Genomic DNA, 16,062 nt, shown 5'->3' with positions numbered 1-16,062 from the left:
GTCCGCGTAGTGGCTCGCCATCGCCGAGACAATACGCCGCGTCTCCGCACGGTACTGGGACGAGTTGAAACAGTACTGTCGCCGCGAACCGAAATTCCGGAGGGTTCCGTCGAGATCGGCCTGCAGAATTTCTGGGTGTTCGTCGATGAGCCACTTCGGCGGCGTTGCCGTTGGCGTACAGAGTACGACATTCAGGCCGTGGTTAGCCAGTAGGTCGACCGCCTCGTCAAGCCACGAGAAGTCGAGGTCCCCCGGTGTCGGCTCGATGACGCCCCACGAAAACTCAGCCAGACGGACGTATTCGATGCCCGCCTCGGCCATTTGCCGTGCGTCAGATCCCCACCGTTCGCGTGGCCAATGTTCTGGAAAGTAGCAAACACCAATTGACATTGTCTATGATAGGAGATATGGCACCACAATAAAAATCCTCGGTTGGCTAGACCTCGCTCATCATCGGGCCAGTAAGTGGCGATAAGCACTAGCCAGTCCCCCCGCTATTGTGTGTTATTCAGCTTCTTTCATGCCTCGCTACCGAAGACAATCACCGTCCAAGTGTCACTGTACGTGGGCAGCCAACGTATCCATCGGTACTGTCCGATAGAATTGGATACTAGTAGTTCGGTTGATTGCGCAGATCACAACACCAGTAGACCGGCCTACAGAGAGATTTTGGTGGACTGAGCACGTCAGTCGGCCGGATGCGCACACAAGACTGGTCAATAGTCGCAAGTATTGTTGAGAAGGTTAGCGCTGTGTGTGACAGCACAGTATGATTTGTTGCTTCCTCACGGAAGCGCTGCCGCCGGCCAAGCGTTGCGTTCCGCTGAGGAGTCCACTACAACACTCAGAGGATGCAAACGCTTGGTCAGCATCAACCATTTGTACGACTGGATTTCTCTCTGGAACCCAAGTGGTGCCACCATCACAAGAAGTTATACTGGTCCACTTGGATTCTTAGATGTACCTATGAGTGAAGTCTCGGTTCACCAGCGTATCGTCGATCCTGGAATCATCGCGATCGTGCGAGGCATCGATTCAGCTGTCGCAACCGACGTCGTCAGTGCTATCGCAGCCGGTGGCGTCAACGCGATCGAGATTACAGCCAATACACCGGGCGCGGTCGACATGATTCGAGAGGTTTCCAACAGCGTCGACGATGTCGCCATCGGTGCCGGGACGGTTCTCGACCCGGAGACTGCCCGGTCCGTCCAGCTCGCCGGTGCTGAGTTCGTCGTCACCCCGACGGTGAACACGGACGTCATTGAGACCTGCAACCGGTACGACACGCCTATTGCGACGGGTGTGATGACGCCGACGGAGGCGCTCACCGCGACTGAGACCGGCGCAGACTTCTGTAAACTGTTCCCTGCGTCAGCTGTCGGCCCCGAGCAGATAAGTGCGATAAACGGGCCACTCCCGCAAGTCCCGCTGATACCGACGGGTGGCGTCTCGACCGACAACGCGGCAGCGTTCTTCGAAGCCGGCGCGGTTGCCCTCGGCGTCGGCAGTTCCATCGTCGATAGTGAGGCCATCGCCACCGGCGAGTTTAGTACGTTGACCGACGCGGCCAGCGAGTTCGTCGCAATCGCCGAGGAGTACCGATGACCCCCGACCTCGTTACCTTCGGCGAAACGATGCTTCGGCTGAGTCCACCTGCGGGCGAACGGTTGGAAACGGCGACAGAACTTGACTTCCGAACGGCAGGTGCAGAGAGTAACGTTGCCATTGCGGCGGCACGACTCGGCACCGACGCTTGCTGGCTCTCAAAGCTTCCGGACTCGGCGCTCGGCCGCCGCGTGACAAACGAAGTCCAAACCCACGGTGTCGACCCCCGAATTGCGTGGAGTGCGTCGTCACGCCAAGGAACATATTATATCGAGCAAGGGGCAGCACCCCGGCCAACGACGGTCATCTACGACCGGACCGATGCAGCCATCACCACCGCCGAGCCGGACGACCTCGATTGCGGCGCGATTCGTAACGCCGACGTGTTCTATACGAGTGGTATCACCCCCGCACTCTCGGAGACACTCGAAGCGACGACGGCCGAACTACTCGCTGACGCACAGTCGGCGGGAACGACGACCGCGTTCGACCTCAACTACCGGGGAAAGCTCTGGTCGCCGGCTGAAGCAAAGGAAACGTGTGAGTCACTCTTTTCTGACGTTGATATTCTCGTCGTAGCTGAGCGAGACATCCGGCACGTCCTCGACCGCGAAGGCGATGCTCGAGCACTCGCCGGCGGATTAGTAGACGACTTCGGTTTCGAGACAGTAATCGTTACTCGTGGTGACGAGGGCGCTCTTGCCCTCAACGACGGGACGGTGTACGACCAACCGGCATTCGAGACAGAGACGGTCGACGCAATCGGCACCGGGGATGCGTTCGTCGGCGCATACCTCTCACGACACATCGCCGGTGACACTGTCGGCGACGCGCTCTGCTACGCCGCGGCGACTGCCGCACTCAAACGGACCATCGAAGGAGACCTCGCAGTCGTGACGCCGGCAGAAGTCGAACGAGTGTTAGAAAACAGAGGAGGCGGTATCACGCGGTAGGCCGAGTGGGGCGCAAGCGACCGCTAGTAACTCTCTTTGTATTTGAGGTAGGTGTGATCCTGCATGACTGCAGTCCGACCGCCGTCAACGAGAAGACTCGTTCCGGTCACAAACGACGCCTCATCGCTGGTCAGAAAGGCTACTGTCGCGGCAACGTCTTCGGGGACGCCGATGCGACCGACTGGGTGGATTCCCTCAACACGCTCACGGTCGTCTACGCTCAACTCCTCTTGCGTGCGTTCGACCTCAACCCATCCCGGGTTAACGGTGTTGACGGTGATTCCGAGAGGACCGAGTTCAAGCGCAAGTGCACGCGTCATCCCGTTAATGCCCGCCTTGACAGCATTGTAGGGAAATAGCCCAGGCATCGTCAAGAAGGCGTGATTCGAGGACATGTTGACGATAGAACCCCCCGCAGGCATGTGTTCGGCGGCGTGTTTGGCGCACAGCCAGAACGAACGGAAATCAGTCTCGAGGACGAACTCCCAGTCGTCCATCGTCGCCTCGGCCGCAGTCGTCTCCGTCTGGACGCCGGCGTTGTTGACGAGCACGTCGAGACACCCGTAGTGGTCCACAGTCTCTTCGACCAGCGCCTCGATAGCCGCGGGGTCGCGCATGTCGGCCTCAACGAACGTCGCTTCGCCACCGCCCTCACGGATAGTATTGACTGTCTCCTGGCCATTAGTGGCCGAACGGCCGTTGACGACGACGGCTGCACCCTCGCGGGCGAGGCGCTTTGCGACGCCCGCACCGATACCTTTCGTCGACCCTGTTACGATGGCGACCCGACCCTCATGTCGTTGTGAGTCTACCATTCGGCGACACTCCCATCGTCGTGTCGCCAGACCGGATTGTGCCAGTCGACATCAATTTCGGCGCGCTCACGAACATAGTCGATATCGATATCGACGCCGAGACCTGGACCGTCCGGGAGGTCAACGTAGCCGTCATCATAGTCGAAGACCGAGGGATCTTCGAGGTAGTCCAGTACGTCGTTGCTCTCGTTGTAGTGGATATCGAGGCTCTGCTCTTGAATGAGCGCGTTTGGTGCGACGGCGTCGACTTGGAGACATGAGGCGAGCGCAAGCGGCCCGAGTGGGCAGTGTGGTGCCATCGCTACGTCGTACGCCTCAGCCATCGCTGCGATCTTCTTCACTTCGGTGATGCCGCCAGCGTGTGAGAGGTCTGGCTGGATGATATCAACCGACTGGTCTTCGAAGACATGTTTGTAGTCCCACCGGGAATACATTCGTTCGCCGGTTGCGATAGGTGTCGATGTCTGTGCCGCAATATCCGGGAGCGCGTCGTTGTGCTCAGGGAGAACTGGTTCCTCGATGAAGAACGGCTCGTGCGGTTCGAGCGCCTTCGCCAGTCGCTTGGCCATCGGCTTCGTGACTCGCCCGTGGAAGTCGACCCCGATGTCGACCTCGGGACCGACCGCCTCCCGGACGGTTCGGAGACGGTCGACAGCGTCCGCGACAGCGCTCGGGTTGTCCACTCGTCGAATCTCCGGTGTCGCGTTCATCTTGAGCGCCGTAAACCCGGCGTCGACCTTCTCTGCGGCAGCCTCGCCGACGGCGGCGGGCCGGTCGCCACCGACCCATTGGTAGACGCGGACGCGATCCCGAACTGGACCACCAAGGAGTTCGTAAACTGGTGCATCGAACTGTTTACCCTTGATGTCCCATAACGCCTGGTCGATACCGGCGATTGCGGACATCAAGATTGGACCACCGCGGTAGAAGCCACCGCGGTACATCGTCTGCCAGTGGTCTTCGATTCGGCTCGGATCTTCGCCGAGGAGGTACGTTTCCATGAGTTCCTCAACGGCAGCACGAACGGAGTATGCTCGGCCTTCGACGACTGGTTCTCCCCAGCCGACAATGCCATCGCTCGTCTCGATACGGAGGAATACCCAGCGCGGCGGTACCTCGAACAACTCGTAGTTAGTGATTCGTGTCATGGTGTGTGTCTTAGAATATTAGTATGTCTGTGCCTCGCTCCTCGAACAGGGTGGTAAAAACGGGATTACATCCCTTTCATCCCACCGCTGGCAAGCCCCTCGACGATGTAGCTCTGGACGAAGGCGAACAGGACGACCACAGGGACGATTGTAATCGTCGCTGCCGTCAACAGTAGTTCCCACGCGACCGTGTTCTGCGACTGGAACAGTTGGAGTCCGAACGGGAGCGTCCGCGTCGCGGCTGTCTGCGACAGGATCGAGACGAGTAGGTAATCGTTCCACGAGAGGATAAACGTGTAGAACCCCGCAACAGCGATACCGGGCAACGACAGCGGGACGATAATACGCCAGAGGATGTCCAGACGCGAACAGCCGTCCATCTTCGCTGCCTCGTCGAGCGATGTCGGGATATCATCGAAGTACCCTTTCAACAGCCACGTACCGAGCGGAATCCCACCGACAGAATGCGCGATGACGATGCCGAGATACGAGTCGATGAGATTCAGCGAGAACATCAACAGGAAAAACGGGATAAGGATGAGCACGAGCGGGAGCATCTGCGTCGCGAGGAACGACAGCAGAATTGACTGCCGGCCGGGGAACTCAAATCTGCTCAGTGAGTATGCAGCTAGCGTCCCGACAACGAGCGTGAGAGCGGTCGTCGAAACCGCGATGACGACAGAGTTGACGAAGTACCCCTGGAACGCGCCCGTCTGCAGAACGATGAGGTAGTTCTCGATAGTGAAGTCACCGAGCGACGGGATAAGTTGTGACGAGTAGAGGAACTCCTGGGACGTGAACGTCACGAGCAGCATGTAACCCACCGGAAGCAGGAGGAAGACGAAGTACAGACTGAGGATAGCGTACACTCCGACGAGACGACGCGGCGACATGTCGTCGGCTAGCCACGCGTCGAAGCGTTGAATCAGCGAACGGTCCGAAGACGAGTGTGTGGATGAGTCAGTTGCCATTGTCTGTTCGGTTAGTCGCGAGCCTCCAGTCTCACGTACACGACGGTGAAGGCCATCATGATGATGAGCATCACGAGTGCCATGCTCGCCCCGTATCCGAGGGCGTACTGTTCGAACGCCTGCTTGTAGATGTACGTCGCCATCACCTCTGTGTTCCCGAGCGGCCCACCGCCGGTCGAGAGATAGACGATGTCGAAGTTGTTGAACGTGAAGATGACATGCAGCACGATCATAATCATCGACACGTACGATATCTGCGGGAGGGTGATGTATCGGAAGGTCTGCAACGGTCCTGCGCCGTCAAGCCGGGCAGCCTCGTATTGGGTCTCTGGGATTGACTTCATCGCAGCCATGAGTGCAATGGCGTAGAACGGAACATTACGCCACACATGCATCACGACGATGAGCGGGAATGCGACACCTGGACGGCCGAACCAATACGTCGTCTCCAGCCCCAACTTCGCGAGGACGATGTTGGCCGGGCCGAAATCGGGTTGGACGAGAAAGCGGAAGATGATAACCATCACAATGCCGGGAAGCACCCAGGTAATCATCGATGCGCTACGGAAGAAGCCAGCTCCAGGCACTTTCTCTTTGAGTGCCAGCGCTAATCCCAACCCGAGTAGGTACTGTAACGAGACGGCGACGGCCGTCAACAGGACCGTGTGCCAGAGCGCCGACTTGAACGTCGCGTCCGACAGCATCTGACCGAAGTTGCTGAGTCCGACGAACGTCATCTGCTCGGGATTCAAAAGCGATACTTCGAAGAACGCCAGCTGGATTCCTCGAAGCGTCGGGTAGACGATGATAACGCCGAGCATAACCACAGCCGGGAGTACCATCGCATAGCCCAACCAAGTGTCCGAGACGAACTGTTTGAACTCCGCGACGTACGGCGAGAGTGGACTAGACGAGATGTCTTGTGTGGCCATGGTGTTCTACAGTTCGCTTTCGAGTGCGGTCAACTCCTCGTGGAGTTGCGAGCCGGCTTTGTACGGGTCGGTCTTGCCGTAGGAGACCTCCTGCATAAGGCGGTAGAACGGCTCGCGGACGGGCCCCCATCCAACTTTCGCGAGTGCGCGACCAGTCTCGAACACATCAACGAACGGTTCCCAGTTCTCGTTGTCGATGGTTGATTCAACCTCATCGTGGACGGGTGTCATCGCGTTTCCTGGGGCGTCCTCACCCATCGCGTTCATCGTGTCTGGACTGGCGAACGTGGCAATTACATCCCACGCAACATCCTTCTGATTGCTGTGTGAGTTCATCATTATCGGTTTGACTTCAAGGAAGGTCCCCTTCGAGCCACCATCACCGTAGGGGAGGTGTCCGACGCCAGTGTTCTCGTTGAGGAGTGTGGTCGTCGCTTCGGTATCGTTGATGTTGGTCCCAGTCGTCCAGCTACGGAGCCACGTCCCACACTCAATAAAGGCGAACTGCCCGTTGAGGTAACCGGGGTCGTTGACCTGCCACCCAGTCCCGAGTTGGTCTGGATTACCGAGTGGTTCGTCAGCCGCCCACACTTGATAGTACCAGTTGTCGAATATTTGGCCGAGCGTGTCGGCGTCGATATTCAACGCCCACATGTCTCCCTCGGGAACGTAGAGCTGGTCCGTATGTTGGTAGACGTGTGACATCCACTCTTGGAACGCTCGGACGCTGCCGTCTTTCGTACAGTTGTGGTAGGCCTGGACGCCGTCGACTTCCTTGTTGATGAGCCGACCAATTTCCCGAAACTCCTGAGCGGTCTCCGGTGGCTCCTGGCCCAACTCTTCGAGGACGTCCCTCCGGTAGATGAGCGCACGGCCGTTGCCCATGTAGGGAAGCCCGTAGAGCTTCCCTTGGTACCGCATCGCGTCAAGCGCAGAATCGACGAAGCCGTCGAAGTAATCAAGTTCTTCGACACGGTCGTCAAGCGGTTCGAGATGTCCCGCCTTGATGTATTCCGTCAGGTGAGCAAGGACACCCTCGATGACATCAGGATCACCAGTCCGAGCACCTGTGAGAAACTTTTGTCGAAGGTCCTCGTATGAGAACCGCCCGATAGTCAACGGTGCGTCGCCCCGAGCGCTGTAATTCTCTTTGAACGCGTTCTTCCAGATTGGAGGGGAGTCGTCGTTGGGGAAGGTGTACTCCCAAAAGAGCACCTCATCTCCGCTTGCATCACCGCTATCGTTACTCTGGTCGGTAGTGGTGTTCTTATCCCCCCCGCCAAGCTGCCTGTCGCCTCCATTATTACCGCCACCCGTACACCCCGCGAGTGCGACGCCTGCGCCAACACCGAGGCCTTTCACGAGTGAACGCCTGCTCAAACTGGATGAGTTACTCTCTGTCATGGGATGAACCCTACAGCACACATTATACCCCCATTATTTATAATTTACTAATGGCCACATATTCCACAGACATCGGCAGCGGTGGTGTTAACTGCCCTATCGGGAAGAGAAAGTTCGATCCAAGCGACGATACTTCGCTAGCAGAGTGAACTACTAGTGACTGTCCTGCAGTGTCACTCGGCACCGACCTCAACGCTGCCGACGTTGTCAAGACCAACGAGTGCGTCAATATCGCTGGACTCGGGTGGCTCACGGTTCCGAAGTGTCTCGCCCGTCTTCCCGTCGAAGAGATGAATCCGGTCCTGCGGGAACTGAACGGTTAGCTTCCTACCCGATTCGATAACGATGTCGCCTTCAAGGGTTGCAGTATACTGCTTGCCGCCGATTTGGAGGTAGACGTAGGTGACATCGCCCAGTGGTTCGGTTACCTCCACTTCCGGTGACAGTGCGTTATGTGTGCCAGATGGAACCGCTTTGATATCTTCAGGACGGATACCAAGGGTAAACTGTTGTCCCGAGCTTTCGATATCTGCGTAGACGTCGTCGTCCAATTCGTAGCTAAAGGCATCGTGGACGAGCGTTGGCGCCTCGCCACTCGTGTTGAGTTCGACATCGAAGAAATTCATCGACGGTGAGCCAATGAAGCCGGCGACGAACTGATTCTCCGGCTGGTGGTAGCATTCCAGTGGAGTCCCAATCTGCTGGAGTTCACCGTCGTTGAGCACGGCGATTCGGTCAGACATGGTCATTGCTTCGGTCTGGTCGTGAGTGACGTAGATAGTCGTCACGTCGAACTCCTGTTGAATTTTCTGGAGTTCTGTCCGCATCGTTGTCCGGAGTTTCGCATCAAGGTTCGATAGCGGCTCGTCCATCAGAAACACTTCGGGTTCACGGACGATAGCACGACCAAGCGCGACGCGCTGTTGCTGCCCACCAGAGAGTTCACCCGGCTTCTTACCGAGTAAATCATCAATACCCATCATCCTGGCCGCCTCATGAACCTGTTTTCGAATCTCGTCTTTCGAAAGATCAGTCGTCATCTTTAGCCCGAAAGACATGTTTTCTTCTGCAGTCATATGCGGGTACAACGCGTAGTTCTGGAACACCATCGCCATATTCCGCGCCTTAGGCTTTTTGTCAGTAACTGCCTCACCGTCAAGTACTAACTCACCAGATGTTGGTGTCTCGAGGCCGGCGATACATCGTAGGGTCGTGGACTTCCCACAACCAGAGGGGCCGACGAGAACGATGAACTCGCCGTCTTCGATCTCCACATCGAAGTCGTCGACAGCAACAATATCTCCACTGTTGTCGTGGAACACCTTCCTGAGATGCTGAACGTCTAGCTTACCCATACCACGTCCAAGATTGTTATTCATGTTAAACCTTTCTCTCGCAGAAATTCGTTCGTTAAGCCCTCTCAGCAAGACAGAGAGCAACCTCGGAGCAGTCGGGCGACTTCAGAGGTCGGCCCCAAACTATAACGAGTCGACTCAACGGCAGAACTCGTCTCAATGAACTTCTATGGTACATGAAATCAGTTCGGTTGGCAACAATCCACTTGTAGGGATATGCCACCCGTGCCCATCTACGGTCGATATTGACGACATTAGGATTTTCACACATCATGAAATCAAGTTAGAGATCGTTTCGAAGACAGCCCAGTTGGAGGGGTCGAGGCGAAAGACCATACAACAGAAGAGGGTTCAGTAGTCCTGATACCCGGGGTTGGAGACCGGGTCGATAGTCGGGTCTTCACCTTCGACGTCGCGGATATACTCAAGCAATCGGTCTCTGAGCCGTTCGAAGACAGCTCTGTACTCAGGCCGACCGACGAGGTTGACCTGTTCGGCGGGGTCACGCGCGAGATTGTATAGGTATCTCTCGACGTAGTGGTCGCTCGACTTCTCTGCTTTGCCCCCGCGCCAACCGGTCAACGTCGGTGCGGAGACTCCCAGTTTCCAGCGATCCGTTCGGATTGCTCGGCCGATTTCCGAGCCACTGAGCTGGATGAACGCCTCACCCATTCTGGGGTGGTCGTCGTCGAGTAGGCTGTGGCCGTGCATCGACTCGGGAACATCATTACCAGCGGCGTCGAGAATCGTCGGTGCCCAGTCAACAAGGCTGACGGTCTGTTCAACGACGCGTCCAGCGTCGATTCCCGGTCCATGAAGGACAGCAGGGACGTGGATTGACGCATCGTGGCAGGTGCGCTTATACTCACCGGGCCGACTGCGGAAATGGCACCCATGGTCGGATGTGAATGCAACAATCGTCTCGTCACGAACACCTAGGTGTGCAAGCGTATCAGTAAGTCGGCCAATACACTCGTCTACACGTTCCACCGCGCCGTAATAGTCTGGCAGTTCGTTGAACCAGTTTCCTGGCCGGTCACGGAGGTCCGGCGGAACGTACGGGTTGTTTCTGTAGCGTTCTGCGTATCCCTCGGGGGCGACGAACGTCTGTTGGTCGTTCTGGTCGTGTGGCTCCAAGAAGCCGACCATCAAGAAGAACGGTTCCGAAAGCGTCTCGATTGCGTCGATAGCGAAGTCAGCGAAGGCGTCCGCACGATACTTATCGAACGTCACGGGCTCGCCGTTCTCGTCGAACAGCTTCCCTTCCATAGGCTGAGTCATGAACTCAGGGACATCAGCACCGATCCAGAAGTCCTCGTAGCCACCACGATGGGACGCTGGCACCGGTTCGTCAAATGTCCCCGCCAGATGCCATGACCCGACGAAACCCGTCTCGTACCCGTTCTCAGCGAAGTAGTGTGCGAGCGTCCGTTCCCCGTCAGCAAGTGGAAGTGAGTGACGCCAAACACCCGTCTCAGTTGCATATCGACCAGTGTGAATAACCGATTGCGACGAACCACACACTGGCTGCGGAGTAACTGCGCTGTCGAATCGAAGACCCTCGGCGGCGAGTTGATCGATGTTCGGTGTGAGATCCATCGGAGAGCCGTGCGCACCAACTGTGTCCCACCGGTGTTGATCGGTCACGATCATGAGGACGTTCGGTCGGTCAATCGAATCATCAGTCATACTTCTGCTTTCGCTAGTTGGTATTATATATGTGTGGGCGCGGCCAGAATCGTGTTCGAATTAAGAATTACGAGCATAGGAGTGTAATCTTGTCAGACTATCTGAACCGTAGTTTACTCTCGATAGAACTCACCGTACTCCCGAGCAAGTTCTTGAACTCGGACATGTCTGTTGTGTCCGCATTAGGGTCGACCGGCTTTTTGATACCTACCGCACAAATAGCTTCGTCGTCATCGTCCGTAACCGGAGCGGCGACCGCATGCCACTCTTCGAACTGCTCGCGACGCGAATGGGCAGCCCGTCTGTCCCGCACAGACTGTAGCTCTGACTGGAGTTCCTCCGGATCCGAGATAGTGAACGGTGTCAGCGCCGGTAGTGACCGATTTGCCAACCACGAGTCGACAGTCTCTGTCGGTTGATAGGCGAGAATTACTTTTCCCCCAGCGGTAGCGTGGAGGTGTGCTCGCTCACCCTCTTGATGTGGCGGAGCCGCCGCACCCGAGGGAACAATCTGGGTGAGGTAGACACCGAACCCGTGTTCTGGAACCATGAGCGTCGTCACACCACCAGTGGTCTCGGCTAAGCTTTCGAGTGAATCGTAGGTCTGGTTATAGAGATTTCGCTGGGTGCGAGCAGCAATACCTAGTTCGAGAAACCCCAGACCGAGACGGTACTCAGGTCCATCTTTGTCGACATACTGGATCGACTGAAGCGTGTTGAGATGTTTGTAAACGGTCCCCGAGGCGAGCCCTAACTCTTCGACGAGTTGCTGGACTGTGGCACCGTCGCGGCGTTTTAGAGCCTCAATGATGCGGAAACTCGTAACGGTCGTCGTCGCTAGATATCCGTCGTCTTGGGCCACGTCAAAGCGGTTGGTTGTCATAATTGAACTCACGGTATCGTCACACATAGCTGTTTTCATGATACGTGAAATGGTATTACAAAAGATGTTACGGGCATTTCACCGCCTTCAATCCACAAAACTCGAAAGAGAGCCCCATCCTACACAATTTATAGTGTCTAACTATTTTACGATACATGAAAATGACGCGTCCACAACCCGTTGTGTCGAGGCAGGGGCCGCACGCTAAGGCCCATTGGGACACACTCAGACAGTACGTATGCTACGGTTCACCACACGCGTCCCTGAGTATCGATAAGTCGTAGTAGAACTGAGGACGGCGCGGCGAAATACTTATAACAAACCCAGAGACACGTAGTAGCAATGCCAAAGATTGCCCTAATCGGAGCTGGGAGTATGGTATTTGCAAAGAAGCTCATCGGCGACATCCTCTCGTTCGATGAGTTGTCTGACAGCCATATCGCGTTGATGGATATCGACAAACATCGACTCACACAGACGAAGCGTGTCGCTGAGGCGATGGTGGAAAACGAAGGACTCGAGACGACTGTCTCGGCGACGCTTGACAGACGCGAAGTGCTTGAAGACGCGGACTACGTCCTCAACATGATCAACGTTGGTGGAACTGAGCCCTTCGAAAACGAGATCCGGATCCCGGAGAAATACGGAGTGAAGCAAGCAATCGGTGACACGACTGGACCGGGTGGAATCTTCCGTGGCCTTCGGACGATTCCGACAATCCTCGGTCTCGCGGACGACATGGAAGAGCTGTGTCCCGACGCCCTTCTACTCAACTACACGAACCCAATGGCCATCCTCTGTAAGGCTGTCTTTGACGCGACTGACATCAAGGTCGTTGGTCTCTGTCACTCCGTTCCGCACACCGCTGAGGCGATAGCAGAGTATACGGGAACGCCACAGGCCGAACTCGATTACTGGGTCGCCGGCATTAACCACATGGCTTGGTTCCTCACCTGTGAACACGACGGTGAGAGTCTTTATCCGGCACTGCAAGAGGCTTACGACGACGAAGAGACGTACCGCAAGGACACGGTCCGCTTCGAGATGATGAAGCATTTCGGCGCGTTCCCCACGGAATCAAGCCACCACATGAGTGAGTATATTCCGTACATCCGAACAGACGATGCACTCATCGAGGAGATGGTCGGGACTAACTTCGCCGAACGGATGCCAACCGCAACGTACCTAGAGGGATGGCTTGCTCGGTCTAAAGAGCGCGACGATCCTGAACTGGATGTCGACCTCAACGAGGTCAGCGTCGAGCGCTCCGAGGAGTACGCGTCCCGGCTCATCCATTCGTTGGAAACGGGTACTCAGCGCCGGTTCAACCTCAATGTGTCCAACAAGTCAAACGCCATCGAAAACCTCCCAGCAGACGCCTGTGTGGAAGTCCCGGTCTTCGTCGACGGTACCGGCCTTCACCCAGCCTCGGTTGGAGAGTTGCCGACGCAACTTGCTGCTCTGGATCGCCAGCACTCTGCAGTCTACGAACTGGCCGTCGAAGGTGCCTTAGAGGGTAACCGCGAGAAAGTTCACCAGGCAGTAAAGCTTGATCCCCTGTCAAGCGCCGCCTGTTCACTAGACGAACTACACGAGATGACCGAAGAACTCATCGAGGCAAACGCAGACTACATCCCGACCCTGGACTGGCCGAGTAAACAAAGCCCAGAAAGAGCAGTCCCTGCAGATGACTAATCGAAACACAGCGTGAGTCAGAGACGGTACACCGCTGACCCGTACAGTGTTCCGCTCGGTGGAACGTGTCATCTCCACGCATCGGTTCTGGCTCGGACCACAGTCCGTTGAAGTGGACCTCAGTCCGTCGTTCAGTCGGTCTGACTGACTGGCTTCGACAGATCAACCGCTGCAGGTTGGCCGGCCGAGATCGATGGAACAACGGGTGTGGTGAGCTTCTTGTGAAGGTGGCTACGCGTTCGAATATGTTCTGCTCTCTCATGAGTCGTGGGAGAACGGTTGGATATTCCTCTGAACAATATTGTATTAAATACATAATACTATATGAAGTAGTATCCATTAGAAATGTTATTTTTATAGAACTGTCTGGGAAGCTCAACTAATAGAGCACCCCTGTTTAAGGATTAGTATTGGCTATTGACAATCATTCAACAATCTAAATGTTTGAAAAGCATACGGTATTTGCATAAAATCTAACTACTGAATTAGGTAAGATTTCAATAGAGAGTTATCAAAAGACCCATAGAAGTGTATCAATTATGAATTGCTCTACACGTTTTACTCAACAAAATCTCAACTCACATTAGGATCTTATACACAGTCAGAGACGACGACCCCAAGACTCGAATCGCCGACAACGGGCTGGGTATCCCAGACGAAAGAGGTCTTGCGTCGGGTAGAGGTTGAAACCTTACAGCGCCTATGGGTCCCAACGTAACCTCGTCCATACCTTGGTTACCACGCGCTACTGCCTAGTCATGAGTTAACCAACATCGATTGGTCTTTTCAGACGAAATGCAACAGGACCGCTTCCGACGAGAGTAGTGATAGTGGGAAAGTAGCGCGTTCACTATCGCCGTCTCGTTATGGCCTGAAAAGACCAAGATAGGCCAACTTTTCTACTGTTGGTTAATACGGCTACAGAAAACAATCAGCGAGCAAAGATTTCAACAAGTCACGATTTTCCAATCGTTCTATCAACTAATCCAAAAAAGACAGATCAAATCACTCATCTAATAGGTTGTCAGACACACCACTATTGCCAGTAAAGACGGCAGACGTAGATGGTATTAGATATACTGGCAATAATGGTTTAATCTACATATCACAGATTTCAGATATAGTAGTAAATTCGATATCAGAAGGTAAAACTGGCAACAGTGGACAGGTTATTGGCAATACTGGCAACGGGGGTCACCCCCACAACAAAGGGGGCTAGTCTAACGCCCCGTTCTTTTTCGCAAGTTCACGGATGCCTTCTAAATTCCCAAACTCACTTTCTAGTGCATCCAACGCCGATGACAGCGACACGTCCAAATCGTACTCGTTGTAGTTCCCTCGGCCGCCACTCGAGTCAACCAACTGCAACACACCATGGAGGTTCAGATCCGACAGGTGGTCGTGTACGCGCCGACGCTTCAACGGTTCTTGCCCATTCTTCCTCGCAACCTTCTGATACCGGCGATAGATTGCCTTTGTCCGTTCGGGCGTTTCTCCTCGAGCCGCCAGTTGACACACCGTCAATAACACATGCTGCCCATGTTGTGTCAACGAGTGCATTCCTTCAACGACCTGCTGGCGCTGAATCTGGAACTCCCCCTCGCGGACGTGTTCCTCTGTTACAAACGCGTCGCCACCGGCCCGCGCTTCTGACTCTGCAATATCGACTGCCTTCCGCAACAGTCGGAGTGCCTGCCGGGCCGACCCAGAGTCTCGCGCTGAAAACGCGGCACACAACGGAATCACGTCATCTTCCAACACATCATCATACAACGCAATCTCCGCTCGCTCGCGGAGGATGTTTTGGAGTTCGCCAGCATCGTATGGCGGGAACAAAATCTCTTCCTCGCAAAGTGTGTCTTTGACTTTCGGAGATAGATTATCGCGGAATTTGAAGTCGTTACTGATGCCGATGACGCCTAGCTTCACCCCCAAGTCTAATTGTGAACGTGCCCGCGGGAGTTCGTACAGAATATCATCGTCCGATCCGATGTTATCAATCTCGTCAAGGACAACCAACACGGTCCCCCCGATATCTTCTAAGTCAGCGTAGAGCTCACGAAACACGCGCTTTTGTTGATAGCCAGTCTCACTAATCGGCACCCGTGAAGACGACACATTTGTTAGTGGGTGATTTGGCTCTCGAATCTCGTTCACGAGGTTCACCGCAACCTGGTACGACGTGTTGCAGCCAGTACAGTTCAATTCGATAATATTCACGTCGACGTCGTCGTATTGGTCAGCGGATTCTTGGAGTTCCTTGAGTAGATCGTGTGTGGCCGCAGTCTTCCCGACACCCGTGACCCCATACAGAAACACGTTATTTGGCTGCCATCCTTGGATTACCGGCCGCAGAGCTGCCGCGTATTCGTCGAGTTCAGCGTCTCGTTCCTCAAGAGTCTCAGGCTGGTAATCGTCTCGCAACACGTCGTTGTCTCGAATGATGAATGACTCCCGAGTGAACCGGCCCATGGATTGGACGATGTTGCTATATGTGATAAAACCACGGGTGCCAGTATGACCAATAACCGCACCCCCGTTGCCAGTACCGCCAATATCACGGTGGCTTATAAAAGACACTCTCTCCACTATTGCCAGTATTCTCTCGTAGG

At 55.4% G+C, this 16,062-nt stretch carries 13 protein-coding genes; 3 read left to right on the top strand and 10 right to left on the bottom strand.

The window, feature by feature from the left end:
• Nucleotides 1-390: beta-galactosidase (locus tag C5C07_RS19700; RefSeq protein WP_199522769.1), on the bottom strand; the 390-nt coding region annotated here is incomplete at its 3' end.
• Between the two features lie 576 nt (nucleotides 391-966).
• Between C5C07_RS19700 and C5C07_RS19695 the strand changes: the two genes are divergently transcribed.
• Both C5C07_RS19695 and kdgK1 read left to right on the top strand, forming a co-directional pair.
• On the top strand, nucleotides 967-1,605 hold the full coding sequence (locus tag C5C07_RS19695) for a bifunctional 4-hydroxy-2-oxoglutarate aldolase/2-dehydro-3-deoxy-phosphogluconate aldolase (RefSeq protein WP_115805942.1): 639 nt from the start codon (nucleotides 967-969) through the stop codon (nucleotides 1,603-1,605).
• A complete protein-coding gene (gene kdgK1 / locus C5C07_RS19690; RefSeq protein WP_115805941.1) occupies nucleotides 1,602-2,558 on the top strand; it encodes a bifunctional 2-dehydro-3-deoxygluconokinase/2-dehydro-3-deoxygalactonokinase in 957 nt (318 codons plus the stop codon). The genes C5C07_RS19695 and kdgK1 overlap by 4 nt, the downstream gene beginning before the upstream one ends.
• A gap of 23 nt (nucleotides 2,559-2,581) precedes the next feature.
• On the opposite strand, the gene C5C07_RS19685 is transcribed toward kdgK1, so the two are convergent.
• The 8 genes from C5C07_RS19685 to C5C07_RS19650 all read right to left on the bottom strand — a co-directional run bounded on the left by C5C07_RS19685 (nucleotide 2,582) and on the right by C5C07_RS19650 (nucleotide 11,755).
• Nucleotides 2,582-3,373: an SDR family NAD(P)-dependent oxidoreductase gene (locus tag C5C07_RS19685; protein WP_115805940.1), complete on the bottom strand. Its 792-nt coding sequence runs from the start codon at nucleotides 3,371-3,373 to the stop codon at nucleotides 2,582-2,584.
• Nucleotides 3,367-4,521 carry a galactonate dehydratase gene (dgoD, locus tag C5C07_RS19680; protein ID WP_115805939.1) on the bottom strand — a complete coding sequence of 385 codons (1,155 nt, stop codon included), beginning with the start codon at nucleotides 4,519-4,521 and terminating at the stop codon, nucleotides 3,367-3,369. The genes C5C07_RS19685 and dgoD overlap by 7 nt, the downstream gene beginning before the upstream one ends.
• Before the next feature lie 65 nt (nucleotides 4,522-4,586).
• Nucleotides 4,587-5,414, bottom strand: coding sequence for a carbohydrate ABC transporter permease (locus C5C07_RS19675; protein ID WP_115805938.1), 828 nt, complete (start codon nucleotides 5,412-5,414; stop codon nucleotides 4,587-4,589).
• 89 nt (nucleotides 5,415-5,503) lie between these two features.
• Nucleotides 5,504-6,424, bottom strand: a complete 921-nt coding sequence (locus C5C07_RS19670) for a carbohydrate ABC transporter permease (RefSeq protein ID WP_115805937.1) — start codon at nucleotides 6,422-6,424, stop codon at nucleotides 5,504-5,506.
• A 6-nt stretch (nucleotides 6,425-6,430) separates the two neighbouring features.
• Nucleotides 6,431-7,828 (bottom strand): extracellular solute-binding protein, encoded by a 1,398-nt coding sequence (locus C5C07_RS19665; protein WP_233510476.1) that lies wholly within the window; start codon nucleotides 7,826-7,828, stop codon nucleotides 6,431-6,433.
• A 173-nt stretch (nucleotides 7,829-8,001) separates the two neighbouring features.
• Entirely contained in the window at nucleotides 8,002-9,183 is a 1,182-nt protein-coding gene (locus C5C07_RS19660; protein WP_115805935.1) for an ABC transporter ATP-binding protein, read from the bottom strand.
• 351 nt (nucleotides 9,184-9,534) lie between these two features.
• Nucleotides 9,535-10,872: a sulfatase-like hydrolase/transferase gene (locus tag C5C07_RS19655; protein ID WP_233506118.1), complete on the bottom strand. Its 1,338-nt coding sequence runs from the start codon at nucleotides 10,870-10,872 to the stop codon at nucleotides 9,535-9,537.
• A gap of 97 nt (nucleotides 10,873-10,969) precedes the next feature.
• A complete protein-coding gene (locus C5C07_RS19650) occupies nucleotides 10,970-11,755 on the bottom strand; it encodes an IclR family transcriptional regulator (protein ID WP_115805943.1) in 786 nt (261 codons plus the stop codon).
• 342 nt (nucleotides 11,756-12,097) lie between these two features.
• On the opposite strand from C5C07_RS19650, the gene melA reads away from it, so the two are divergent.
• Nucleotides 12,098-13,450 carry an alpha-galactosidase gene (gene melA / locus C5C07_RS19645; protein WP_115805934.1) on the top strand — a complete coding sequence of 451 codons (1,353 nt, stop codon included), beginning with the start codon at nucleotides 12,098-12,100 and terminating at the stop codon, nucleotides 13,448-13,450.
• 1,215 nt (nucleotides 13,451-14,665) lie between these two features.
• Here melA and C5C07_RS19640 read toward each other — a convergent pair.
• Complete coding sequence (locus C5C07_RS19640) at nucleotides 14,666-15,922, bottom strand: Cdc6/Cdc18 family protein (protein WP_115805933.1); 1,257 nt, start codon at nucleotides 15,920-15,922, stop codon at nucleotides 14,666-14,668.
• Nucleotides 15,923-16,062: the final 140 nt, after the last annotated feature.

The organism is Haloferax sp. Atlit-4N, assembly GCF_003383025.1.
GTDB classification, from domain to species: domain Archaea; phylum Halobacteriota; class Halobacteria; order Halobacteriales; family Haloferacaceae; genus Haloferax; species Haloferax gibbonsii.
This window is presented reverse-complemented; position numbering and strand designations above follow the sequence as displayed.

Bases quoted from the DNA above. Each gene is read 5' to 3' on its own strand.
- kdgK1 (WP_115805941.1), top strand. From the start codon at position 1,602: ATGACCCCCGACCTCGTTACCTTCGGCGAAACGATGCTTCGGCTGAGT.
- C5C07_RS19670 (WP_115805937.1), bottom strand. From the start codon at position 6,424: ATGGCCACACAAGACATCTCGTCTAGTCCACTCTCGCCGTACGTCGCG.
- C5C07_RS19655 (WP_233506118.1), bottom strand. From the start codon at position 10,872: ATGACTGATGATTCGATTGACCGACCGAACGTCCTCATGATCGTGACC.
- melA (WP_115805934.1), top strand. From the start codon at position 12,098: ATGCCAAAGATTGCCCTAATCGGAGCTGGGAGTATGGTATTTGCAAAG.
- C5C07_RS19675 (WP_115805938.1), bottom strand. From the start codon at position 5,414: ATGTCGCCGCGTCGTCTCGTCGGAGTGTACGCTATCCTCAGTCTGTAC.
- C5C07_RS19660 (WP_115805935.1), bottom strand. From the start codon at position 9,183: ATGGGTAAGCTAGACGTTCAGCATCTCAGGAAGGTGTTCCACGACAAC.
- C5C07_RS19650 (WP_115805943.1), bottom strand. From the start codon at position 11,755: ATGACAACCAACCGCTTTGACGTGGCCCAAGACGACGGATATCTAGCG.
- dgoD (WP_115805939.1), bottom strand. From the start codon at position 4,521: ATGACACGAATCACTAACTACGAGTTGTTCGAGGTACCGCCGCGCTGG.
- C5C07_RS19665 (WP_233510476.1), bottom strand. From the start codon at position 7,828: ATGACAGAGAGTAACTCATCCAGTTTGAGCAGGCGTTCACTCGTGAAA.
- C5C07_RS19695 (WP_115805942.1), top strand. From the start codon at position 967: ATGAGTGAAGTCTCGGTTCACCAGCGTATCGTCGATCCTGGAATCATC.
- C5C07_RS19685 (WP_115805940.1), bottom strand. From the start codon at position 3,373: ATGGTAGACTCACAACGACATGAGGGTCGGGTCGCCATCGTAACAGGG.
- C5C07_RS19640 (WP_115805933.1), bottom strand. From the start codon at position 15,922: ATGGGCCGGTTCACTCGGGAGTCATTCATCATTCGAGACAACGACGTG.